Below are 21,439 nucleotides of genomic sequence, written 5' to 3'. Positions count from 1 at the left end.
ATGCCTGGCGACAACGTGACGGTCGACGTGACGCTGATCGTGCCGATCGCGATGGAAGAGAAGCTGCGCTTCGCCATCCGCGAAGGCGGCCGCACGGTTGGCGCCGGCATCGTCGCTGCGATCACGGAATAAGAAGATCAACAGGGTCTGTCGCGGGCGCGGTTGTTGCCCGCGCCCGCGGAAGACTTGAAGGAATTGACTAGATGAACGGGCAAAACATCCGCATCCGCCTCAAAGCGTTTGACCATCGCGTACTTGATGCGTCGACGCGTGAGATCGTATCGACGGCGAAACGCACCGGGGCCAACGTTCGCGGGCCCATCCCGCTGCCGACGCGGATCGAGAAATTCACGGTGAACCGCTCGCCGCACATCGACAAGAAGAGCCGCGAGCAGTTCGAGATGCGCACGCACAAGCGCCTCCTGGACATCGTAGACCCGACCCCGCAGACCGTCGACGCGCTGATGAAGCTCGACCTGGCCGCTGGCGTCGACGTCGAGATCAAGCTCTAGGGGCTTAAACATGAGCCGGCCGGGTTAGCCCGAAAGGCTCCTCTGAGAAACAAGAGGCTGGAGGGGCTGGTCCCCGACAGGGAACTCTGAAGGAAGACAACCGATGCGTTCAGGTGTTATCGCACAGAAAATCGGGATGACGCGCGTCTACAATGACGCTGGCGAGCATGTGCCGGTCACGGTTCTCCGCATGGAGAACTGCCAGGTCGTTGCTCAGCGTACCCAGGAAAAGAACGGCTATACGGCGCTGCAGCTCGGCGTCGGGCTTGCCAAGGTGAAGAACACGACGAAGGCGATGCGCGGCCATTTCGCGACTGCTTCCGTCGAGCCGAAGGCCAAGCTCGCGGAGTTCCGCGTGTCGCCGGATAACCTGATCGACGTTGGTTCGGAGATCACTGTCGAGCATTTCGTCGCCGGCCAGAAGGTCGACGTGACGGGCACCTCGATCGGTAAGGGTTTCCAGGGCGTCATGAAGCGCCACAACTTCGGTGGTGGCCGCGCGACCCACGGTAACTCGGTCTCGCACCGCTCGCACGGTTCGACCGGTCAGCGCCAGGACCCGGGCAAGGTGTTCAAAGGCAAGAAGATGGCCGGTCACATGGGTGCCACCCGCGTGACGACGCAGAACGTCGAGGTCGTTTCGACCGACGCCGATCGCGGCCTGATCCTGATCCGCGGCGCGGTTCCGGGTTCCAAGGGCGCCTGGATCATGGTTCGCGACGCCGTGAAGGCACCGCTTCCGGACAATGCTCCGAAGCCGGGCGCCGTCCGCGCCGCCAAGAAGGTAGATGCTCCGGCGGCGGAAGCTGCTCCGGCGGCTGAGGGAGCCGAATGATGGATATCAAGATCACCACTCTTTCCGGCAAGGCTGCCGGCGAGGTGAAGCTCTCCGACGAGATCTTCGGCCTCGATCCGCGTGAGGACATCCTCCAGCGCGTCATTCGCTGGCAGCTCGCCAAGAAGCAGCAGGGTACGCACAAGGCCAAGGGCCGCGCGGAAATCTCGCGCACCGGCGCCAAGATGTACAAGCAGAAGGGTACGGGCCGCGCCCGTCACCACTCCGCTCGTGCTCCGCAGTTCCGCGGCGGTGGCAAGGCGCACGGCCCGGTCGTTCGCAGCCACGAGCACGATCTGCCGAAGAAGGTCCGCGCACTTGGCCTGCGCCACGCGCTTTCGGCCAAGGCGAAGGCTTCGAACCTGATCGTCGTCGACGAGCTGGCGCTGAAGGATCCCAAGACGAAGGCTCTGGTGGCGGATTTCGCCAAGCTGGGGCTGACCAACGCGCTGGTGATCGGCGGTGCCGAGCTTGACCAGAACTTCAAGCGCGCTGCGTCGAACATTCCCAACATCGACGTGCTGCCGATCCAGGGCATCAACGTCTACGACATTCTGCGCCGCGGCACGCTCGTGCTGTCCAAGGCCGCAGTCGAGGCTCTGGAGGAGCGGTTCAAATGACTGATCTTCGCCACTACGACGTGATCGTCTCGCCGGCGATCACCGAGAAGTCGACCATGGCTTCCGAGTACAACCAGGTGGTCTTCAACGTTGCCCGCAAGGCGACGAAGCCGGAGATCAAGGCGGCTGTCGAGGCGCTGTTCGGCGTCAAGGTCACCGCTGTCAATACGCTCCTGCGCAAGGGCAAGGTGAAGCGGTTCCGCGGCACCATCGGGCGCCAGAGCGACGTCAAGAAAGCCGTCGTGACGCTGGCTGAAGGCCAGTCGATCGACGTCGCGACCGGACTGTAAGGACGGAACGATGGCACTGAAGAAATTCAATCCGATTACGCCGAGCACGCGCCAGCTCGTGATCGTCGACCGTTCGGGTCTTTACAAGGGCAAGCCGGTGAAGGGTCTGACCGAAGGTCTGACCAAGAACGGCGGTCGCAACAACACCGGTCGCGTCACCAGCCGCTTCATCGGCGGCGGTCACAAGCGCACCTACCGCATCATCGACTTCAAGCGTCGCAAGTTCGACGTCGGCGGCACGGTGGAGCGTCTTGAGTACGATCCGAACCGCACCGCCTTCATCGCGCTGATCAAGTACGATGACGGTGAGCTCGCCTACATCCTGGCGCCGCAGCGCCTGGCTGCCGGCGACCGCGTCGTGGCCGGTGAGAGCGTCGACGTGAAGCCGGGCAATGCGATGCCGCTGGGCTCGATGCCGGTCGGCACGATCGTCCACAACGTCGAGCTGAAGCCGGGCAAGGGTGGCCAGATCGCCCGTTCGGCCGGTGCTTACGTCCAGCTCGTCGGTCGCGACCAGGGCATGGCGATCCTTCGCCTCAACTCGGGCGAGCAGCGCATCGTGTCCGGCGCATGCCTGGCCACCGTCGGTGCCGTGTCCAACCCGGACCACGGCAACATCAACGACGGCAAGGCAGGTCGTACCCGTTGGCGCGGCAAGCGTCCGCACAATCGCGGCGTGACCATGAACCCGGTCGACCATCCGCACGGCGGTGGTGAAGGCCGCACATCCGGCGGCCGGCACCCGGTGACCCCGTGGGGCAAGCCGACCAAGGGCAAGAGAACGCGGTCCAACAAGGCGACCGACAAGTTCATCATGCGCTCGCGCCACCAGCGCAAGAGCTAAGGAAAGGTAGTCAGACGTGACCCGTTCAGTTTGGAAAGGCCCGTTCGTCGACGGCTATCTGCTCAAGAAGGCGGATAAGGTTCGCGAGGGTGGCCGTAACGAGGTGATCAAGATGTGGAGCCGTCGCTCCACCATCCTGCCGCAGTTCGTCGGCCTCACCTTCGGTGTTTACAACGGCCAGAAGCACGTCCCGGTCAATGTGACCGAGGAGATGGTTGGCCACAAGTTCGGTGAGTTCTCGCCTACCCGTACCTATTACGGCCACGGCGCGGACAAGAAGGCAAAGAGGAAGTAACGATGGGCAAGGCCAAAGCTCCGCGCAGGCTCGCCGACAACGAGGCGCGCGCCGTACTGCGCACGATCCGCGTCAGCCCGCAGAAGCTGAACCTCGTTGCCGCGCTGATCCGTGGCAAGAAGGTCGGCACTGCGCTCGCCGATCTCGAGTTCTCCCGCAAGCGCATCGCCGGCACCGTCAAGAAGACGCTGGAGTCCGCGATCGCGAATGCCGAGAACAATCACGATCTCGATGTCGACGCACTGGTCGTCGCCGAGGCCTATGTCGGCAAGTCGATCACCATGAAGCGCTTCCATGCCCGCGGGCGTGGCCGTGCGAGCCGGATCGAAAAGCCGTTCTCGCACCTCACCATCGTGGTGCGCGAAGTTGAAGAGAAAGTGGAGGCCGCCTGATGGGCCAGAAAATCAACCCGATCGGTCTGCGTCTCGGCATCAACCGCACCTGGGATTCGCGCTGGTACGCGAACACCGGCGAGTACGGCAAGCTGCTGCATGAGGATCTGAAGATCCGCGAGTACCTCGAGAAGGAACTCAAGCAGGCCGCGGTGTCGAAGATCGTGATCGAGCGCCCGCACAAAAAGTGCCGCGTGACCATTCATGCTGCGCGTCCGGGCCTCATCATCGGCAAGAAGGGCGCCGACATCGAGAAGCTGCGCCGCAAGCTGACCGAGATGACGAAGGCTGAAACGCACCTCAACATCGTCGAGGTCCGCAAGCCCGAGATCGATGCCAAGCTGGTCGCCCAGTCGATCGCCCAGCAGCTCGAGCGCCGCGTCGCGTTCCGCCGTGCCATGAAGCGCGCCGTTCAGTCGGCGATGCGCCTGGGCGCCGAAGGTATCCGCATCAACTGCGCGGGTCGGCTGGGCGGTGCGGAAATCGCACGCATGGAGTGGTACCGTGAAGGCCGCGTGCCGCTGCACACGCTGCGCGCCGACGTCGACTACGGCACCGCCGAAGCGCAGACGGCCTACGGCATCTGCGGCGTCAAGGTATGGGTGTTCAAGGGCGAGATCCTCGAGCACGACCCGATGGCGTCCGAGCGCAAGGCAATCGAGGCCGACAGCCACGGTGGTGGTCCGCGTCGCCGCGAAAACGCCTGAGAAGCATAGGAATTTTGGAGAAGAACGATGCTGCAGCCAAAGCGCACAAAGTTCCGCAAGCAGTTCAAGGGCCGTATTCACGGCGCTGCCAAGGGCGGCACCGACCTGAACTTCGGCGGCTTCGGCCTTAAGGCGCTCGAGCCCAACCGGGTCACCGCGCGTGAGATCGAGGCGGCCCGCCGCGCGATCACCCGCCAGATGAAGCGCCAGGGTCGCGTCTGGATCCGGGTGTTCCCGGATCTGCCGGTCACCTCGAAGCCCACCGAAGTCCGCATGGGTAAGGGCAAGGGCTCCGTCGATTATTGGGCGGCGCGCGTCAAGCCGGGCCGCATCATGTTCGAGATCGACGGCGTGTCCGAGGAGATTGCCCGCGAGGCGCTGCGTCTCGGCGCGGCCAAGCTTTCGGTGCGCACGCGCTTCGTGCAGCGCATCGCAGAATAGGAAGGGCCACGAGATGAAAGCCTCCGACGTGAGGGCCAAGACCCTCGACGAGCTGAACGACGAACTGGGGTCGCTGAAGAAGGAGCAGTTTAACCTGCGCTTCCAGAAGGCCACCGGTCAGCTCGAGAAAACCGCGCGCGTCAAGCAGGTCCGCAAGGACATCGCGCGCATCAAGACGATTGCGGCGGAAAAGTCCGCCGCCAAGAAGGCTTAAGGACGAAGAAAATGCCGAAGCGCATCATGCAGGGCACTGTCGTCAGCGACAAGAACGACAAGACCGTTGTCGTCAGGATCGAGCGCCGCTTCACCCATCCGGTGATGAAGAAGACGGTTCGTCAGACCAAGCGCTACAAGGCGCATGACGAGAGCAACGCCTGCAAGGTAGGCGACTTCGTCTTCATCCAGGAGGCGGCTCCGATCTCCAAGGACAAGCGCTGGGTCGTGATTCAGAACCAGACGCAGGAACAGGCGGCGAAAGCCGAGTAACAACGAATTTTGGACAAGCCGGGCAGGGCGCCGCGAGCGCACTGCCGGAAATGAAGAAGAAGGCGGCCAGTCATGATTCAGATGCAAACAAACCTCGACGTCGCGGATAATTCCGGCGCGCGTCGTGTCATGTGCATCAAGGTGCTGGGCGGCTCGAAGCGGAAGTATGCCTCGGTCGGCGACATCATCGTCGTTTCGGTCAAGGAAGCCATTCCGCGCGGCCGCGTTAAGAAGGGTGACGTGATGAAGGCGGTCGTGGTTCGCACGGCCAAGGACATCCGTCGTTCGGACGGCAGCGTGATCCGTTTCGACAAGAACGCGGCCGTTCTCGTCGACAACAAGAAAGAGCCGATCGGCACCCGTATCTTCGGACCGGTTCCGCGCGAACTCCGCGCCAAGAGCCACATGAAGATCATCTCGCTCGCGCCTGAAGTGCTCTAAGGAGGCCGGTGAAATGCAGAAGATTCGCAAGGGCGACAACGTCGTCGTACTCGCCGGCAAGGACAAGGGCCGCACCGGTGAGGTGCTGCGCGTCATGCCCAAGGACGACAAGGCGCTGGTGCGCGGCGTCAACATGATCGTGCGCCATCAGAGGCAGTCGCAGACCCAGGAAGGTGGGCTCATCCGCAAGGAAGCGCCGATTCACCTGTCCAACATCGCAGTTGCCGATCCCAAGGACGGCAAGACGCCGACACGCGTCGGCTTCGAGGTCCGCGACGGCAAGAAAGTGCGCGTCGCGAAGCGCTCGGGAGAAGTCATCAATGGCTAATCAGTACGAACCGCGGATGAAGGCGCTTTACCGCGACCAGATCCGCAAGGCTCTCCAGGAGCAGTTCAACTACGACAACGAGATGCAGATCCCGCGTCTCGACAAGATCGTCATCAACATGGGTGTCGGCGAAGCCACGGCGGATTCCAAGAAGCCGTCGGTCGCCGCCGAGGACCTTGCGCAGATCGCCGGCCAGAAGGCTGTCGTGACCAAGGCGCGCAACTCGATCGCCGGCTTCAAGGTTCGCGAGAACATGCCGATCGGCGCCAAGGTTACGCTCCGCAAGGACCGCATGTACGACTTCGTGGATCGCCTGGTCACGATCGCGCTGCCGCGCGTTCGCGACTTCCGCGGTCTGAACGCGAAGAGCTTCGATGGCCGCGGCAACTTCGCCATGGGCATCAAGGAACACATCGTGTTCCCCGAGATCAACTACGACAAGGTCGACCAGATCTGGGGAATGGACATCATCGTTTGTACGACTGCCAAGACGGACGACGAGGCCCGGGCTCTGCTCAAGGCCTTGAACTTCCCCTTCCGGCAGTAACGGCAGCGAACAAAGGAACCTGAAATGGCAAAGACCAGCTCAGTCGAGAAGAACGAGAAGCGCCGCAAGCTCGTCAAGCAGTACGCCGCGAAGCGCGCGGAGCTCAAGGCGATCATCATGGATCAGGACAAGCCGATCGAGGAGCGCTTCCGTGCGCAGCTCAAGCTTGCCGCCCTGCCGCGCAACTCGGCAAAGAACCGTATCCGCAATCGCTGCGAAGTGACCGGCCGTCCGCGCGCCTACTACCGCAAGCTCAAGATGAGCCGCGTTGCGCTGCGCGAACTCGGCAACAACGGCCTGGTTCCCGGCCTCGTCAAGTCCAGCTGGTAAGGAGGACATCAAATGTCCATGAGTGATCCTCTCGGCGATATGCTGACCCGCATTCGCAACGCCTATGGCCGTCGCAAGAACAAGGTGACGACGCCGGCTTCGAGCCTGCGCGCCCGTGTTCTCGAAGTGCTGAAGTCCGAAGGCTACATCCGCGACTACGCCAAGGTCGACTACGACAATGGCAAGTCGGAGCTGGAGATCGAGCTGAAGTACTACGAAGGCACCCCGGTGATCCGCGAGATCGCCCGTGTCTCCAAGCCCGGTCGTCGCGTCTACGTGTCGGTCAAGTCGATCCCGTCTGTGGCCAACGGCCTCGGCATCTCGATCTTGTCGACGCCCAAGGGCGTGATGGCAGACCATCAGGCGCGCGAGCAGAATGTCGGCGGCGAAGTGCTCTGCCAGATCTTCTGATCGGGCCGGCTGACTGAAGAACAAGAAGGACGAGGACAGCAACATGTCTCGTATTGGAAAGAAACCGGTCGCTGTTCCGCAGGGCGTCACCGCCAGCGTCGACGGCCAGACCGTTACCGCCAAGGGCCCCAAGGGCGAGCTCAAGTTCGTCGTCAACGACGAAGTTCTGGTGAAGCTGGACGACGGCGCGATCGCCGTCGAGCCGCGCGACCAGAGCAAGGACGCCCGCTCCAAGTGGGGCATGTCGCGCACGCAGATCGAGAACATCGTGACCGGCGTGAAGGAAGGTTTCGAGCGCAGGCTCGAGATCACCGGCGTCGGCTATCGTGCCGCGATGCAGGGCAAGAACCTGCAGCTTGCTCTTGGCTTCAGCCACGACGTGGTCTATGAGGCGCCCGAAGGCGTGACGATCTCCGTGCCGAAGCCGACCGAAATCGTGGTCAACGGCATCGACAAGCAGGTCGTCGGCCAGGTTGCTGCGGAAATCCGCAAGTATCGCGGTCCCGAGCCGTACAAGGGCAAGGGTGTCCGTTATGCCGGCGAGCGCATCGTTCGCAAGGAAGGCAAGAAGAAGTAAGAACTGCAACGCCACGGGGTGTGGTCGCGGGAAGCCCAGCTTACCGCAGATGGCCAGCCCCGTTTTACAAGGCAAGGAATCAGGCCATGGCCTCCAAGGAATCCATCCAGCGCCGCGCCCAGCGCGTGCGTCGTCAGTTGAAGAAGGTTGCCGGCGAGCGTCCGCGCCTGTCGGTCTACCGTTCTTCGAAGAACATCTACGCCCAGGTTATCGACGATTCGAAGGGCCACACGCTGGCTTCCGCGTCGACGCTGGAGAAGGACCTCAAGGGTTCGCTCAAGACGGGCGCGGACGCTGCCGCTGCTGCTGCAGTCGGCAAGCTGCTTGCCGAGCGCGCCGCCAAGGCCGGTGTAAAGGAAGTCGTGTTCGATCGCGGACCTTACATCTATCACGGCCGCGTCAAGGCACTCGCCGACGCTGCCCGCGAAGGCGGCCTCAGCTTCTAGATTCGCCGCCGCCCGCGCATGACGTCGTGGCGGCATTTCCCATCAACCGTGCTACCGGAAAAGAATAAGGATCAGGGCAATGGCACAGGAACGTAGGGACGGCGGTCGCGATCGCCGTGACCGTGAAGAGCGCGACAGCGAATTCGTCGACAAGCTCGTTCATATCAATCGCGTCGCCAAGGTGGTGAAGGGTGGTCGTCGCTTCGGCTTCGCCGCGCTCGTCGTCGTCGGCGACCAGAAGGGCCGCGTCGGCTTCGGCCACGGCAAGGCCCGTGAAGTGCCGGAGGCTATCCGCAAGGCTACCGAAAGCGCCAAGCGCGATATGATCTTCGTGCCGCTTCGCTCGGCCCGTACGCTGCATCACGACGTCGAGGGCCGCCACGGTGCGGGTCGCGTCCTGCTGCGTGCGGCCAAGGCCGGTACCGGCATCATCGCAGGCGGCCCGATGCGCGCTGTCTTCGAGACGCTGGGCGTGCATGACGTCGTCGCCAAGTCGATGGGTTCGTCGAACCCGTACAACATGGTGCGCGCCACCTTCGATGCGCTGAAGAGCCAGATGCATCCGAAGGACATCGCTGCGCAGCGCGGCATCAAGTATTCGGCCCTGCAGGCGCGCCGTGGCGCCGCCGCGACGGCTGAAGAATAGGGCAGGGATTTGCGATCATGGCCAAGAAACAGGGCAAGACGCTGACGGTCGAACAGACCGGCAGCCCAATCCGCCGCCCGGCCGAACAGCGCGCGACGCTGATCGGCCTGGGTCTCAACAAGATGCATCGTCGCTCGACGCTGGAGGACACTCCCTCCGTGCGCGGCATGATTGCGAAGGTGCAGCATCTCGTCCGTGTCGTGGACGAGGCATAGCACCGCAGGAGCGCTAACGATGAAACTCAACGAATTGCGTGATCGCGACGGCGCCACGAAGTCCCGCAAGCGCGTGGGCCGTGGCATCGGCTCTGGTTCCGGCAAGACCGGCGGCCGCGGCGTCAAGGGCCAGAGCTCGCGCTCGGGCGTCGCTCTCAACGGCTTCGAGGGCGGCCAGATGCCGCTCTACCGTCGCCTGCCCAAGCGTGGCTTCAAGAACATCTTCGGCAAGGACTATAACGAAGTCTCGCTCGGCCGCATTCAGGCGGCGATCGACGCCAAGAAGCTCGACGCCAAGGAGACTGTGACGGTCGAGGCGCTCGTCAAGGCCGGCGTCGTCCGCCGCGCCAAGGACGGCGTGCGCCTGCTGGGCGGCGGCGAGCTGAAGACGAAAGTTAACTTCGACATCGCCGGTGCTTCCAAGCCGGCGCTCGAACAGGTTGAGAAGGCCGGGGGATCGGTGAAGCTGCCAGAAGCAGCCGCAGCCGAGTAACGGGCTTCCACGAGGCGGCGGCCTGCCCATGCTACAGCCCGGTTGAAAACCATCAATCGGACGAAAGCATGAGCAGGCCGCCGCTTGCATCTTTGCCGGCCGGAGCCTATCTCGTGGCTTCGGCGACACGCGGTTCGCGCTGGCGAACACCCTCGCGTGACGAAGCGGAGAATTTTCCATGGCATCGGCAGCGGAACAGCTAGCTTCAAACCTCAACTTTGCGGCCTTCGCGAAGGCCGAGGACCTAAAGAAGCGCATCTGGTTTACGCTGGGCGCACTTCTGGTCTACCGACTCGGCACCTACATTCCGCTGCCCGGCATCAATCCTGATTCGTTCGCCCAGGCCTTCCAGCAGCAGTCGGGCGGCGTGCTCGGCATGTTCAACATGTTTGCCGGCGGCGCCGTCGAGCGCATGGCGATCTTCGCGCTGGGCATCATGCCCTACATCTCCGCATCCATCATCATGCAGCTCATGACGTCGGTCGTCCCGACGCTCGAGCAGCTGAAGAAGGAAGGCGAGCAGGGCCGTAAGATCATCAACCAGTATACTCGCTACGGCACGGTGCTGCTTGCCACCGTGCAGGCCTACGGCATTGCCGTGGGGCTGGAGAGTGGCGCCAACATCGTCACGGATCCGGGCTGGTTCTTCCGCGCATCCGCTGTCATCACGCTCGTGGGCGGCACCATGTTCCTGATGTGGCTCGGCGAGCAGATCACCGCGCGCGGCATCGGCAACGGTATTTCCCTCATCATCTTCGCCGGCATCGTCGCGGGCCTCCCGTCGGCGCTCAGCGGCACGCTCGAGCTCGGCCGCACCGGCGCGCTATCGACCGGCCTGATCCTGGCGATCCTGGTGCTCGCGCTTGTCCTGATCGCGGTGATCGTGTTCTTCGAGCGCGCACAGCGCCGCCTTCTGATCCAGTACCCGAAGCGCCAGGTCGGCAACCGCATGTTCCAGGGCGACACCTCGCACCTGCCGCTCAAGCTCAACACTGCCGGCGTTATCCCCGCGATCTTCGCGTCGTCGCTGCTTCTGCTGCCCGCGACGCTTGCAGGCTTCTCCGACACCAGTGCCTTGCCCGCATGGGCAAACTCGGTGCTGGCGACGCTTGGCCACGGTCAGCCGCTCTACATGTTCCTCTACGGGGCCATGATCGCGTTCTTCGCGTTCTTCTACACGGCTATCGTCTTCAATCCGAAGGACACGGCCGACCAGCTCAAGAAGCATTCCGGCTTCATTCCGGGCTACCGGCCAGGTGAACGCACAGCCGAATACATCGACTACGTCCTGACGCGCATCACCACCGTCGGTGCGATCTACCTCGTGGTCGTCTGCCTCATTCCCGAGTTCCTCATCTCGGCGACCGGCGTTCCGTTCTACCTGGGCGGCACCTCGCTGCTCATCGTGGTGAGCGTCACGCTCGACACTGTCGCGCAGGTTCAGGGCCATCTGATCGCGCATCAGTATGAGGGGCTGATCAAGAAGTCTAAGCTGCGTGGAGGAAAGAGGGGACGATGAGGCTTATTCTGCTTGGGCCGCCGGGAGCGGGGAAGGGGACGCAGGCTCTGAGGCTTGTCGAGAAACACGGCATACCGCAGCTTTCGACGGGGGACATGCTGCGCGCGGCCGTTGCCAACGGCACCGAGGTCGGCAAGCGCGCGAAAGCCGTGATGGATGCCGGTGAGCTTGTCTCCGACGACATCGTCAACGCGATCGTGGCCGAGCGTATCGACCAGCCCGACTGCGCCGATGGCTTCATACTGGACGGCTACCCGCGCACGCTTGCGCAGGCTGACGCCGTCGAGGCGATGCTGGCCAAGCGCGACCTGAAACTGGATGTCGCCATCGAGCTCGTGGTCGACGACAAGGCCCTTGTCGGCCGGATCGTCAAGCGTGCCGAGGACGCAAAGGCCGCTGGCCAGCCAGTGCGCAAGGACGACAACCCCGAGGTGTTCGACGAGCGTTTGCGCGAGTACTACAAGAAGACCGCGCCGCTCATCGGCTACTACTATGCCAAGGGGCTGCTCAAGGGTGTCGACGGCATGGCCGACATCGATGCGGTAACCCGCCAGATCGACGCGCTGCTGGACCGGAAGGCGGTGGCAGCGCAATAAGTCCCGCCAGGTGTTGACTGTTGCCGCTTTCTGGACTAAAGCGGCCCGTCTTCCATCCAGGCACGGTGCCGCCGGTCCTTCCGGACCGAGCGGTCGCTTTGATGAGAAATCCCCGCAAGGGCCGGCCTCCACCGGACGCGGGAAAACAAGAACGCGCCGGTTCGACGTGGACTTCGGCCGGCCTACATGGAGAAGAGAATGGCCCGTATAGCAGGCGTCAATATCCCGACCAACAAGCGCGTCGTCATCGCGCTGCAGTACATTCACGGCATCGGCGCGAAGTTCGCTTCGGAAATCGTCGAGAAGGTCGGCATCCCGGCCGATCGCCGCGTCAACCAGCTCACCGACGCTGAGGTGCTGCAGATCCGCGAAGCCATTGACCGCGACTACCAGGTCGAAGGTGACCTGCGCCGCGAAGTCTCGATGAACATCAAGCGCCTGATGGATCTCGGCTGCTACCGCGGCCTGCGCCATCGTCGTTCGCTGCCGGTTCGTGGCCAGCGCACGCACACCAATGCCCGCACCCGCAAGGGTCCGGCAAAGGCGATTGCTGGCAAGAAGAAGTAATTCGAGGGGTAGGCAAGCCGGCACGGCGTAGCGATTTCGGATAGCGGCCAGCCGCTTTCCTTATGCCACGCGCCGATTGCCCTACTGCCATCGAGGTGTAGCCGCTGGCACTACGGCGGCGTTGATATCAACTGGAAGGAAAATAAATGGCCAAGGAAGCCGGGCGTATTCGCCGTCGCGAACGCAAGAACATCTCGTCGGGCGTTGCGCACGTCAACTCGACGTTCAACAACACGATGATCACCATCACCGACGCGCAGGGCAACGCGATTGCCTGGTCGTCGGCCGGTGCGCAGGGCTTCAAGGGTTCGCGCAAGTCGACGCCGTTCGCCGCTCAGGTTGCTGCCGAGGACGTCGCCAAGAAGGCGCAGGACCACGGCATGCGCATGCTTGAGGTCGAGGTCTGCGGGCCGGGTTCCGGTCGCGAGTCGGCGCTGCGTGCGCTGCAGGCCGCCGGCTTCACCATCACTTCGATCCGCGACGTGACGCCGATCCCGCACAATGGCTGCCGCCCGCGCAAGAAGCGCCGCGTCTAGGCCGAAGCAACATACCCTGACGAGCTCCACCACGGCGCTCCTCTCTCGGTTTCCAGATTTGCCCGCCACGATTGGATGGTGGCGGGAAACGGAAGGAAAACCTGAATGATCCAGAAAAACTGGCAGGAACTGATCAAGCCCAACAAGATCGAGTTCTCCTCCAAGGGCAAGACGCTCACCACTCTGGTGGCAGAGCCGCTAGAGCGTGGCTATGGCCTGACGCTCGGCAACGCGCTGCGTCGCGTGCTTCTGTCCTCGCTGCGCGGCGCTGCCGTGACGGCGGTGCAGATCGACGGAGTGCTGCACGAATTCTCCTCGATCGCCGGCGTGCGCGAGGACGTGACCGACATCGTGCTCAACATCAAGGAAATCGCCATCCGCATGGAAGGCGATGGCCCCAAGCGCATGGTCGTGCGCAAGCAGGGCCCTGGCGTCGTCACGGCAGGCGACATCCAGACCGTCGGCGATGTCGAGATCCTGAACCCGGACCACGTGATCTGCACGCTCGACGAGGGCGCGGAAATCCGCATGGAGTTCACGGTCGATACCGGCAAGGGCTACGTGCCCGCCGATCGCAACCGCGCCGAGGATGCGCCGATCGGGCTCATCCCGGTCGACAGCCTCTATTCGCCGGTCAAGAAGGTCTCCTACAAGGTCGAGAACACCCGTGAGGGCCAGGTTCTCGACTATGACAAGCTGACGATGACCATCGAGACCAACGGTGCGGTCACCGGTGAGGACGCCGTGGCGTTCGCTGCGCGCATTCTGCAGGACCAGCTCGGCCTCTTCGTCAACTTCGACGAGCCGCAGAAGGAAGTTGCTTCGGAGCAGGTTACCGAGCTCGCCTTCAACCCGGCGCTGCTCAAGAAGGTCGACGAGCTGGAGCTTTCGGTCCGTTCGGCCAACTGCCTGAAGAACGACAACATCGTTTACATCGGCGACCTGATCCAGAAGACGGAAGCCGAGATGCTGCGCACGCCGAACTTCGGCCGCAAGTCGCTCAACGAGATCAAGGAAGTTCTGGCCGCCATGGGCCTTCACCTCGGAATGGAGGTGCAGGACTGGCCGCCGGAGAACATCGAAGACCTCGCAAAACGCTACGAAGATCAATACTGAGGCTCGGCCTCGGACCAAACTGAAGGAGAGGGCCAATGCGCCACGGAAAATCCGGCCGCCGGCTGAACCGTACCGTTAGCCACCGCAAGGCGCTGTTTTCGAACATGGCCGCCTCGCTGATCGAACACGAGCAGATCACCACCACGCTGCCCAAGGCCAAGGAGCTTCGCCCGATCGTGGAGAAGCTCGTCACCCTCGGCAAGCGCGGCGACCTGCACGCACGTCGTCAGGTGATCTCGGCGATCGGTTCGGACGTGCTTGCCAAGCGTCTGTTCGACACCATTGCGCCGCGCTACGCCACCCGCAACGGCGGCTACCTGCGCATCATGAAGGCGGGCTTCCGTCACGGTGACAACGCCGCGATGGCCGTGATCGAGTTCGTCGACCGCGACGTCTCGGCCAAGGGCGCCGCCGACCGCGCACGCGTCGAGGCTGAGGAAGCCAATGGCGAGGCCGAGGCCGCATAAGACCGGCCCCGATCTTGATTTCACGGGAAGGGGGCCTTGCGCCCCCTTTTTCGTTTATGGGGAGGTCTGGCGTAATGCACTGCCATAAAGGCTGGCGCGTGATGGCTGTTGCAGTCGGCATCTTGGCCGCCATGCTGGGCCTTGGATTCGCTGGAGGAGAGAGACCCATGCTGCGGGCCGTGGAACAGGGCGATCTCGCGCGCGTGAACGCGATGCTGGCCGCCGGTGAAGAGCTGGAGCAACGCGACCCGGCGCGTCGCACGCCGCTCCTGATTGCCACGAGGCTCGACCATGTCGACATCGCGCTGGCGCTGATTGCTGCCGGCGCAGACGTCAACGCCAGGGACAACATCCGCGATACTCCATTCCTGTACGCCGGGGCCGAGGGTCGTAATAAAATTCTCCGTGCGATTCTGGCCTCGGGCCGCGCGGATATGGCGAGCACCAACCGCTACGGCGGCACCGCGCTGATCCCGGCGGCTCATCACGGGCATCCGGAAACGGTGCGCATCCTGTTGGCTACCGACATCGACATAGACCACGTGAACCGTCTCGGCTGGACTGCGCTCATGGAGGCGGTGATACTCGGCGACGGCGGTGCCGTTTACCAAGAGATCGTCGGCGACTTGGTCCGCGCCGGCGCGCGCGACATTCCTGACAATGATGGCGTTTCGGCTCTGGAGCATGCGAGACGTCGCGGCTACACGGAAATAGCAGAGCTGATCGCGTCGGCTGGTTGACGCAACGCGCGGCCCGGCCTTCCAATTTGCACAATCATTCGCACAATGTGCGCGCCTGCCACTGAAGGGAGTCGTCATGCACCGAGCCTCACCGCTGTCCACCGTGTTCGCCGCAATTGCCATCTGCGTCTTGAGCGCTCCCGCCTTGGCGCAGGATGCCGGCGGCAAGGGTCTGGCGGATGCGTTGAGCGATCTTCTGCGCGGCGGCGAGACGCAGGTGCCCGCCCGTCGGGTGCCGTTTGGCCAGCAGGAGATGCAGCTTTCTTTTGCCCCGCTCGTCAAGGCGACCGCGCCCGCAGTCGTCAACGTCTATGCCTCGCAGCAGGTCTCTGTGCGCTCGCCATTCGCAGGCGATCCCTTCTTCGAGCAGTTTTTCGGGCGGCAGCAGATGCCGCCGCGCGTCCAGTCCTCGCTTGGGTCGGGGGTGCTGGTCGATCCGTCCGGCTACGTCGTGACCAACAACCACGTCATCAGCAACGCGGACGAGGTGCGCGTCGCGATGTCCGACGGGCGCGAATTCACCAGCAGCATCCTGCTCAAGGATGAATCGCTGGATCTTGCAATTCTCAAGATCGATGCGCCGGAGCCTTTCCCGATCGCGCCGCTCGGCGATTCCGACGCGCTGGAGGTCGGCGATCTGGTACTGGCCATCGGCAACCCCTTCGGGGTTGGCCAGACCACGACGAGCGGCATCGTCTCGGCGCTCGCGCGCACCCACATCGGCGTCAACGATTTCGGTTTCTTCATCCAGACGGATGCGGCCATCAATCCCGGCAATTCCGGCGGCGCGCTGGTCAACATGCGTGGCGAGGTGATCGGCATCAACACCGCCATCTACAGTCAGTCGGGCGGCTCGATCGGTATCGGCTTCGCCATCCCTGCCAACATCGTCCGTGCGGTCGTGGATGCAGCCAAAAACGGCCTCGACTATTTCGAGCGACCGTTTGTCGGCGCCACCTTCGAGAATGTTACGGCCCAGATGGCAGAGGCGCTTGGCATGGCCAGCCCGACCGGAGCCTTGGTCAAGTCGGTGGCACAGGGCGGACCGGCGGAAAACGCCGGCCTCAAACCCGGCGACGTGGTTCTGGCAATGAATGGTGCGTCCATCGAGCACCCCGACGCGCTTGGCTACAGGCTCGCAACGCAGGCCATCGGCAGCGTGGCAACGCTCGACGTGCTCAGCCAGGGAAGCGAGCGGGAAGTGGAAATCGAGCTGATCCGCGCGCCAGAAGGCCAATCGACGGCTGAGATCATCATCGACGGGCGCAGCCCGTTTGCCGGCGCGAAGGTGGCCGAGCTTTCGCCACGTCTCGTCCAGAGGCTCGGCATCCGCGGTCAGGCACGCGGCAAGGGTGTGGCCATTGTCGAAGTTGATCGCAATTCGCCTGCCGCAAGGTTCGGTTTCCGTCCGCGCGACATCGTGCGCGAGGTCAATGGCGAGGAAATCGATACGCCGGAGAAGCTGCGTGACGTCGCAATGAGCAATTCGCGCTGGTGGCGTTTCACCGTCGAGCGAGACGGCCGCGTCACCAACCAGATCCTGCGATACTGATACGCAATGGCAGACCTCTTTGAGCCCGACATTCCGCGCGCCGACCCGCCGGGCAGGCCGCTGGCCGATCGGCTGCGGCCGACTACGCTTGCGCTCGTCGTCGGACAAGAGCATCTGACGGGAACTGACGGTGCATTGACGCGCATGATCCGTTCGGGCTCGCTCGGATCGATGATCTTCTGGGGACCGCCCGGAACAGGCAAGACCACGGTCGCGCGCCTGCTGGCCGGGGAGACTGGTCTGGCCTTCGAGCAGATTTCGGCGATCTTCTCCGGCGTGGCCGATTTGAAGAAGGTGTTCGAGACGGCTCGCATGCGCCGGGCAGGTGGTCGCCAGACTCTCCTCTTCGTGGACGAGATCCATCGCTTCAACCGCGCCCAGCAGGATAGTTTCCTGCCTGTGATGGAAGACGGCACCGTCATTCTGGTCGGCGCGACCACCGAGAACCCGTCCTTCGAGCTGAACGCCGCGCTTCTGTCGCGCGCACGCGTGCTGACCTTTCGGTCGCTCGAGCCGGAGAGCATTGGCGCGCTGCTGGAACGTGCTGAGGCGGAGGAGGGCAGGCCGCTGCCGCTCGACGACGAAGCCCGCGCCGTCCTCATCCGCATGGCCGACGGCGACGGCCGTGCATCCCTGACATTGGCAGAGGAGGCCTGGCGTGCGGCAGGTGAGGGCGAAGTCTTCGACGCCGAGGGGCTGCAACGCATCGTCCAGCGCCGCGCACCGATCTACGACAAGAGCCAGGACGGCCACTACAATCTGATCTCCGCCCTGCACAAGGCCGTGCGCGGCTCCGATCCCGATGCGGCGCTCTACTATCTGGCGCGCATGTTCGACGCCGGCGAGGACCCGCTCTATCTCGGCCGTCGCATGGTTCGCATGGCCTCAGAGGACATCGGCATGGCCGACCCGCAGGCGCTCGTGATCGCCAACGCGGCCAAGGATGCCTACGATTATCTGGGCTCGCCGGAGGGTGAACTGGCGCTTGCGCAAGCCTGTGTCTATCTGGCGACGGCGCCGAAATCGAACGCGCTTTACACCGCTTTCAAGTCGGCCATGCGCACCGCCAAGGAGCATGGCTCGCTGGCGCCACCCAAGCATATTCTCAATGCGCCCACGAAGCTCATGAAGTCGGAGGGCTACGGCACCGGCTACCGCTACGACCACGACGAACCGGATGCGTTTTCCGGCCAGGACTATTTTCCCGAGGCGCTGGGCCGCCAGAAATTCTACGATCCCCCGGATAGAGGGTTCGAGCGCGAGGTCAGGAAGCGGCTTGACTGGTGGGAAAAGCTCCGCCGCGAGCACCAGGGCGACTAGAAGGGGAAGGCAATATGTACCATCTTGTCCTCGTTGCGGCAGGCGGCGCCGTTGGGGCGGGGCTACGCCACCTCGTCAACCTTGCCACGCTGCGCCTGTTCGGATCCGGTTTTCCCTGGGGTACCTTGACCGTCAACGTGGTTGGCAGCCTGGCCATGGGGCTGTTCATGGCCTGGCTGGTGCGCCGTACAGGCAGTTCGGCGGAACTCAGGTTGCTGGTGGCGACCGGATTGTTCGGCGGGTTCACGACGTTTTCGGCCTTTTCGCTCGATTTTGCCGTGCTTTACGAGCGCGGCGCGCTCATTCAGGCGTTTTCTTATGTGGCCGCCAGCGTGCTGCTCTCGATCGGCGCGCTGTTTGTCGGATTGTGGGTCGCGCGAAACCTCGCCTGATGCTATCTGGCGCACGCGACACAGAGATTGGCGAAGAATGGCAGGCGTAGAGCAGATAACGGTTGAAGCCGGCGAAGCGGGCATGCGGCTCGACCGCTGGTTCAAGACCCATTTCCCCGGCTTGGGCTTCGGTCATTTGCAGAAGCTGCTGCGCTCCGGCCAGGTGCGCGTCGACGGCGGCCGCGCCAAGGCCGATACGCGCGTCGAGCCGGGGCAGGTGATCCGCGTGCCGCCGCTCGGGGTGGATCGCAAGGGCAGCGAGCCGCTGACGGCGCGCACGATGCGCGGTCAGGACGATGGAGCCGTGCTGTCGAAGATGATGCTCTATGAGGACGCCGCCGTCTTCGTCTTTAACAAGCCGTCCGGCCTCGCCGTGCAGGGCGGATCGGGCGTCAATCGTCATGTCGACGACATGCTGGAAGCTTTCCGCAGCAAGAAGGGCGAGAAGCCGCGTCTCGTGCACCGTCTTGATCGCGACACCTCGGGTGTGCTGGTCGTTGCCCGCACGCGTCTCGCCGCGATGAAGCTGGCCGAAGCCTTCCGAGGCCGCGACGCCAAGAAGACCTACTGGGCGCTCGTCAAGGGTGTGCCGAAGAAGCGCGAGGACAAGATTTCGACCTGGCTGGTCAAGGAGCAGACGCTCGACGGCGACCGGATGCGCGTTGCCCGCCACGGCGAGCCGGATTCGGATCACGCCGTGTCCTACTACCGCGTGGTGGAGCAGGCTGGACAAACCATGTCCTGGCTTGAGATGGAGCCCTACACGGGTCGCACTCACCAGCTTCGCGTCCACGCCGCGCACATTGGCTGCCCGATCATCGGCGATCCGAAATATTTCGAGGCAGACCAGAACTGGGAATTCCCCGGCGGTTTGCAGAACCGCTTGCACCTGCATGCCCGCCGCATCGTGATACCGCACCCCAATGGCGGGATGATCGATGTCACCGCGCCGATCCCGCCGCACATGCGTCAGAGCTGGAACCTTCTCGGCTTTGACGAGCAGAGCGCCGGGGAAAACGGGTGAGCAACGCGCCGGCCGCAACGTTTGCGAGACCCGCGATCGACAGTTTCGCCGCTGCCCTGATGATCGGCCTCACCTTCTCGTGGGGCCTGAACCAGGTAGCGGTGAAGTTTGCCAACACGGGCTACAACCCGATATTCGCCGCACTGCTGCGCTCGGCAATCGCCTGCGCGCTGGTATGGCTTTGGTGCCGCTATCGCCGCATTCCGCTCTTCGAGCGCGACGGCACGCTCTGGGCCGGCATCGCGGTGGGGGTGCTCTTTGGAGCCGAGTTCGCGCTGATCTTCCTCGGTCTCGACTATACGAGTGCTGCCCGGGCCACGCTGATGGTCAACACCATGCCTTTCTGGGTGCTGATCGGCGGCCATTTCCTGCTCGGCGAACGCATCACGATGCAGAAGTTCTGGGGGCTGGCGCTGGCCTTCGGCGGGGTCGCGCTGGTGTTTTCAGACAAGCTCAGCCTGCCTGGTCCCGAGGCGTTTCGCGGCGATCTTATGTGCTTGGCGGGCGGCGTGCTGTGGGCCGCAACCACGCTGGTCATAAAGGGCTCGAAACTTTCCGTCGCGAGCGCCGAGAAGACCCTGCTTTATCAGCTCGTCGTTTCGGCGGTCTTCCTCGTGCCCTTCGTGCCTTTGGCGGGGCCGCTGCTGCGCGAGGTCACGTCGCTGGCGACCGGCGCGCTGCTGTTTCAGGCTATCTATGTCGTGGCCTTCACCTATCTGCTGTGGTTCTGGCTGATGCGGCGTTATCCCGCGTCCGGTTTGTCCAGCTTCGCCTTCCTGACGCCTGCTTTTGGCGTTCTTTGCGCGGGTCTGGTGTTGAACGAGCCGCTGTCGATGCGCATCTTTGCGGCACTGATCCTGATTGCGGTCGGCCTGCTGCTCGTCAACCGGCCGCTACGGCGCACACTGCCGGGCTGAACCCGGCCTGAAACTCAAAGGATTTACGATGCGCGATCTGCTCGGCGATCTCGATGGTGGCAATCACCTGTCCGATCCGGACCCGGTGCGCCGCGCCCAGATACAGATGCGGCAGCCTCTGCCGAAACGTTTTTACAAGCTGGCCGAGGTGGCCGAAGTGTCCGAGGGCTTTGCGGTGCGCCTCGACGGCAAGCCGGTCCGCACCCCTGGCAAGGCGGTTCTGGCCTTGTCGACCGCTGCCGTTGCTGAGCTGGTCGCCGGCGAGTTTTCCGCCCAGGGCGAAACCATCGACCCCGTCTCGATGCCGATCCTGCGGCTGGCAAACACGGCCATCGATGGCGTGGCAAACGAAATGCAGGCGGTTCTGGAAGACGTGATGCGTTTTTCCTCGTCCGACCTGCTCTGCTACCGCGCGGATGCGCCGGAGCGGCTGGTCGAAAGGCAGGCCGAGCTTTGGGACCCGGTACTCGACTGGGCGCAGGCCACGCTCGGTGCGCGCTTCTTCCTGGCCGAAGGCGTCATGCATGTCGAGCAGCCGCGTGAATCGGTTGCCGCCGTCGGGCTCTGGCTGCGCCAGCGCGAGGAGCCGTTCCGGTTGTCCTCGATCCATCTGATGACGACACTCACCGGCTCCGCACTTCTGGCGCTTGCGGTCGAGGCCCGCATGCTTGAACCGGATGCCGCCTGGGCCGCGGCCCACGTGGACGAGGACTGGAACATCGCCCAGTGGGGCGAGGATGCGGAGGCAGCCGAGCGCCGCAAGGCGCGCCGGCGCGACTTCGACGCCGCTGTGGCACTCCTGCGCGCTCTCGACGTCTGATCGTTCGCCTCGGCCGT

At 63.7% G+C, this 21,439-nt stretch carries 35 protein-coding genes; all 35 read left to right on the top strand.

Features of this window, described 5'->3' with window-relative positions; all coding sequences use genetic code 11:
• Nucleotides 1-132, top strand: a 132-nt coding sequence (locus tag ACVJNE_RS12460) for an EF-Tu C-terminal domain-related protein (protein WP_499565968.1), incomplete at its 5' end; no start/stop codon positions are given.
• A 71-nt stretch (nucleotides 133-203) separates the two neighbouring features.
• On the top strand, nucleotides 204-512 hold the full coding sequence (gene rpsJ, locus ACVJNE_RS12455; protein ID WP_007066362.1) for a 30S ribosomal protein S10: 309 nt from the start codon (nucleotides 204-206) through the stop codon (nucleotides 510-512).
• 103 nt (nucleotides 513-615) lie between these two features.
• Nucleotides 616-1,347, top strand: a complete 732-nt coding sequence (gene rplC, locus ACVJNE_RS12450) for a 50S ribosomal protein L3 (protein WP_173190974.1) — start codon at nucleotides 616-618, stop codon at nucleotides 1,345-1,347.
• Nucleotides 1,347-1,967, top strand: coding sequence for a 50S ribosomal protein L4 (rplD, locus tag ACVJNE_RS12445; protein ID WP_173193493.1), 621 nt, complete (start codon nucleotides 1,347-1,349; stop codon nucleotides 1,965-1,967). Before rplC ends, rplD begins: the two co-directional genes overlap by 1 nt.
• Complete coding sequence (locus tag ACVJNE_RS12440) at nucleotides 1,964-2,257, top strand: 50S ribosomal protein L23 (RefSeq protein WP_173190976.1); 294 nt, start codon at nucleotides 1,964-1,966, stop codon at nucleotides 2,255-2,257. Before rplD ends, ACVJNE_RS12440 begins: the two co-directional genes overlap by 4 nt.
• A gap of 10 nt (nucleotides 2,258-2,267) precedes the next feature.
• The gene (rplB, locus tag ACVJNE_RS12435; protein WP_379015025.1) at nucleotides 2,268-3,101 is read left to right on the top strand and encodes a 50S ribosomal protein L2; all 834 of its coding nucleotides are present in this window, start codon (nucleotides 2,268-2,270) and stop codon (nucleotides 3,099-3,101) included.
• Between the two features lie 16 nt (nucleotides 3,102-3,117).
• Entirely contained in the window at nucleotides 3,118-3,396 is a 279-nt protein-coding gene (gene rpsS, locus ACVJNE_RS12430; RefSeq protein ID WP_173190978.1) for a 30S ribosomal protein S19, read from the top strand.
• A 2-nt stretch (nucleotides 3,397-3,398) separates the two neighbouring features.
• Complete coding sequence (gene rplV, locus ACVJNE_RS12425) at nucleotides 3,399-3,788, top strand: 50S ribosomal protein L22 (protein ID WP_173190981.1); 390 nt, start codon at nucleotides 3,399-3,401, stop codon at nucleotides 3,786-3,788.
• Complete coding sequence (gene rpsC / locus ACVJNE_RS12420) at nucleotides 3,788-4,495, top strand: 30S ribosomal protein S3 (RefSeq protein ID WP_173190983.1); 708 nt, start codon at nucleotides 3,788-3,790, stop codon at nucleotides 4,493-4,495. The genes rplV and rpsC overlap by 1 nt, the downstream gene beginning before the upstream one ends.
• A 27-nt stretch (nucleotides 4,496-4,522) precedes the next feature.
• Entirely contained in the window at nucleotides 4,523-4,936 is a 414-nt protein-coding gene (rplP, locus tag ACVJNE_RS12415; RefSeq protein WP_444725923.1) for a 50S ribosomal protein L16, read from the top strand.
• A gap of 13 nt (nucleotides 4,937-4,949) precedes the next feature.
• Nucleotides 4,950-5,150, top strand: coding sequence for a 50S ribosomal protein L29 (rpmC, locus tag ACVJNE_RS12410; RefSeq protein ID WP_173190985.1), 201 nt, complete (start codon nucleotides 4,950-4,952; stop codon nucleotides 5,148-5,150).
• A gap of 11 nt (nucleotides 5,151-5,161) precedes the next feature.
• The gene (rpsQ, locus tag ACVJNE_RS12405) at nucleotides 5,162-5,422 is read left to right on the top strand and encodes a 30S ribosomal protein S17 (RefSeq protein ID WP_173190987.1); all 261 of its coding nucleotides are present in this window, start codon (nucleotides 5,162-5,164) and stop codon (nucleotides 5,420-5,422) included.
• Between the two features lie 72 nt (nucleotides 5,423-5,494).
• Nucleotides 5,495-5,863 carry a 50S ribosomal protein L14 gene (rplN, locus tag ACVJNE_RS12400; RefSeq protein WP_173190989.1) on the top strand — a complete coding sequence of 123 codons (369 nt, stop codon included), beginning with the start codon at nucleotides 5,495-5,497 and terminating at the stop codon, nucleotides 5,861-5,863.
• 13 nt (nucleotides 5,864-5,876) lie between these two features.
• A complete protein-coding gene (gene rplX / locus ACVJNE_RS12395) occupies nucleotides 5,877-6,191 on the top strand; it encodes a 50S ribosomal protein L24 (RefSeq protein WP_173190991.1) in 315 nt (104 codons plus the stop codon).
• Nucleotides 6,184-6,738: a 50S ribosomal protein L5 gene (gene rplE, locus ACVJNE_RS12390; RefSeq protein ID WP_173190992.1), complete on the top strand. Its 555-nt coding sequence runs from the start codon at nucleotides 6,184-6,186 to the stop codon at nucleotides 6,736-6,738. The genes rplX and rplE overlap by 8 nt, the downstream gene beginning before the upstream one ends.
• Nucleotides 6,739-6,762: 24 nt before the next feature.
• Entirely contained in the window at nucleotides 6,763-7,068 is a 306-nt protein-coding gene (gene rpsN, locus ACVJNE_RS12385; RefSeq protein WP_173191000.1) for a 30S ribosomal protein S14, read from the top strand.
• A gap of 12 nt (nucleotides 7,069-7,080) precedes the next feature.
• Nucleotides 7,081-7,479, top strand: a complete 399-nt coding sequence (gene rpsH / locus ACVJNE_RS12380; RefSeq protein ID WP_173191002.1) for a 30S ribosomal protein S8 — start codon at nucleotides 7,081-7,083, stop codon at nucleotides 7,477-7,479.
• Nucleotides 7,480-7,522: 43 nt separating this feature from the next.
• Nucleotides 7,523-8,056 (top strand): 50S ribosomal protein L6, encoded by a 534-nt coding sequence (rplF, locus tag ACVJNE_RS12375; RefSeq protein ID WP_173191004.1) that lies wholly within the window; start codon nucleotides 7,523-7,525, stop codon nucleotides 8,054-8,056.
• An 86-nt stretch (nucleotides 8,057-8,142) separates the two neighbouring features.
• Nucleotides 8,143-8,502: a 50S ribosomal protein L18 gene (gene rplR, locus ACVJNE_RS12370; protein WP_173191006.1), complete on the top strand. Its 360-nt coding sequence runs from the start codon at nucleotides 8,143-8,145 to the stop codon at nucleotides 8,500-8,502.
• A 79-nt stretch (nucleotides 8,503-8,581) separates the two neighbouring features.
• A complete protein-coding gene (gene rpsE / locus ACVJNE_RS12365; RefSeq protein ID WP_173191008.1) occupies nucleotides 8,582-9,148 on the top strand; it encodes a 30S ribosomal protein S5 in 567 nt (188 codons plus the stop codon).
• A 17-nt stretch (nucleotides 9,149-9,165) separates the two neighbouring features.
• Nucleotides 9,166-9,363 (top strand): 50S ribosomal protein L30, encoded by a 198-nt coding sequence (rpmD, locus tag ACVJNE_RS12360; RefSeq protein ID WP_499565930.1) that lies wholly within the window; start codon nucleotides 9,166-9,168, stop codon nucleotides 9,361-9,363.
• Between the two features lie 19 nt (nucleotides 9,364-9,382).
• A complete protein-coding gene (gene rplO, locus ACVJNE_RS12355; RefSeq protein WP_499565928.1) occupies nucleotides 9,383-9,856 on the top strand; it encodes a 50S ribosomal protein L15 in 474 nt (157 codons plus the stop codon).
• 178 nt (nucleotides 9,857-10,034) lie between these two features.
• Nucleotides 10,035-11,375, top strand: a complete 1,341-nt coding sequence (gene secY / locus ACVJNE_RS12350) for a preprotein translocase subunit SecY (RefSeq protein ID WP_499565926.1) — start codon at nucleotides 10,035-10,037, stop codon at nucleotides 11,373-11,375.
• Nucleotides 11,372-11,971: an adenylate kinase gene (locus ACVJNE_RS12345; protein WP_499565924.1), complete on the top strand. Its 600-nt coding sequence runs from the start codon at nucleotides 11,372-11,374 to the stop codon at nucleotides 11,969-11,971. Before secY ends, ACVJNE_RS12345 begins: the two co-directional genes overlap by 4 nt.
• 198 nt (nucleotides 11,972-12,169) lie before the next feature.
• Nucleotides 12,170-12,538 carry a 30S ribosomal protein S13 gene (gene rpsM, locus ACVJNE_RS12340; protein WP_173191018.1) on the top strand — a complete coding sequence of 123 codons (369 nt, stop codon included), beginning with the start codon at nucleotides 12,170-12,172 and terminating at the stop codon, nucleotides 12,536-12,538.
• Between the two features lie 146 nt (nucleotides 12,539-12,684).
• A complete protein-coding gene (gene rpsK, locus ACVJNE_RS12335; protein WP_173191020.1) occupies nucleotides 12,685-13,074 on the top strand; it encodes a 30S ribosomal protein S11 in 390 nt (129 codons plus the stop codon).
• Nucleotides 13,075-13,179: 105 nt separating this feature from the next.
• Nucleotides 13,180-14,190 carry a DNA-directed RNA polymerase subunit alpha gene (locus tag ACVJNE_RS12330; protein WP_173191022.1) on the top strand — a complete coding sequence of 337 codons (1,011 nt, stop codon included), beginning with the start codon at nucleotides 13,180-13,182 and terminating at the stop codon, nucleotides 14,188-14,190.
• A gap of 35 nt (nucleotides 14,191-14,225) precedes the next feature.
• Nucleotides 14,226-14,657 (top strand): 50S ribosomal protein L17, encoded by a 432-nt coding sequence (gene rplQ, locus ACVJNE_RS12325; RefSeq protein WP_173191024.1) that lies wholly within the window; start codon nucleotides 14,226-14,228, stop codon nucleotides 14,655-14,657.
• A gap of 167 nt (nucleotides 14,658-14,824) precedes the next feature.
• The gene (locus ACVJNE_RS12320) at nucleotides 14,825-15,397 is read left to right on the top strand and encodes an ankyrin repeat domain-containing protein (RefSeq protein ID WP_499565920.1); all 573 of its coding nucleotides are present in this window, start codon (nucleotides 14,825-14,827) and stop codon (nucleotides 15,395-15,397) included.
• A gap of 76 nt (nucleotides 15,398-15,473) precedes the next feature.
• Nucleotides 15,474-16,949, top strand: a complete 1,476-nt coding sequence (locus ACVJNE_RS12315; protein WP_368802869.1) for a DegQ family serine endoprotease — start codon at nucleotides 15,474-15,476, stop codon at nucleotides 16,947-16,949.
• A gap of 6 nt (nucleotides 16,950-16,955) precedes the next feature.
• Nucleotides 16,956-18,269: a replication-associated recombination protein A gene (locus ACVJNE_RS12310; protein WP_499565918.1), complete on the top strand. Its 1,314-nt coding sequence runs from the start codon at nucleotides 16,956-16,958 to the stop codon at nucleotides 18,267-18,269.
• A 14-nt stretch (nucleotides 18,270-18,283) separates the two neighbouring features.
• Nucleotides 18,284-18,661, top strand: a complete 378-nt coding sequence (gene crcB / locus ACVJNE_RS12305; RefSeq protein ID WP_499565916.1) for a fluoride efflux transporter CrcB — start codon at nucleotides 18,284-18,286, stop codon at nucleotides 18,659-18,661.
• Nucleotides 18,662-18,698: 37 nt separating this feature from the next.
• Complete coding sequence (locus ACVJNE_RS12300; protein WP_499565914.1) at nucleotides 18,699-19,685, top strand: RluA family pseudouridine synthase; 987 nt, start codon at nucleotides 18,699-18,701, stop codon at nucleotides 19,683-19,685.
• A 59-nt stretch (nucleotides 19,686-19,744) separates the two neighbouring features.
• Complete coding sequence (locus ACVJNE_RS12295) at nucleotides 19,745-20,602, top strand: DMT family transporter (RefSeq protein WP_499565966.1); 858 nt, start codon at nucleotides 19,745-19,747, stop codon at nucleotides 20,600-20,602.
• 28 nt (nucleotides 20,603-20,630) lie between these two features.
• The gene (locus ACVJNE_RS12290) at nucleotides 20,631-21,422 is read left to right on the top strand and encodes an ATP12 family chaperone protein (protein ID WP_499565912.1); all 792 of its coding nucleotides are present in this window, start codon (nucleotides 20,631-20,633) and stop codon (nucleotides 21,420-21,422) included.
• Nucleotides 21,423-21,439 lie beyond the last annotated feature (17 nt).

This window comes from Mesorhizobium sp. DxT (genome assembly GCF_058448885.1).
The sequence above is the reverse complement of the archived record's forward strand: the minus strand, read 5'-3'. Positions and strand labels throughout refer to the sequence as shown.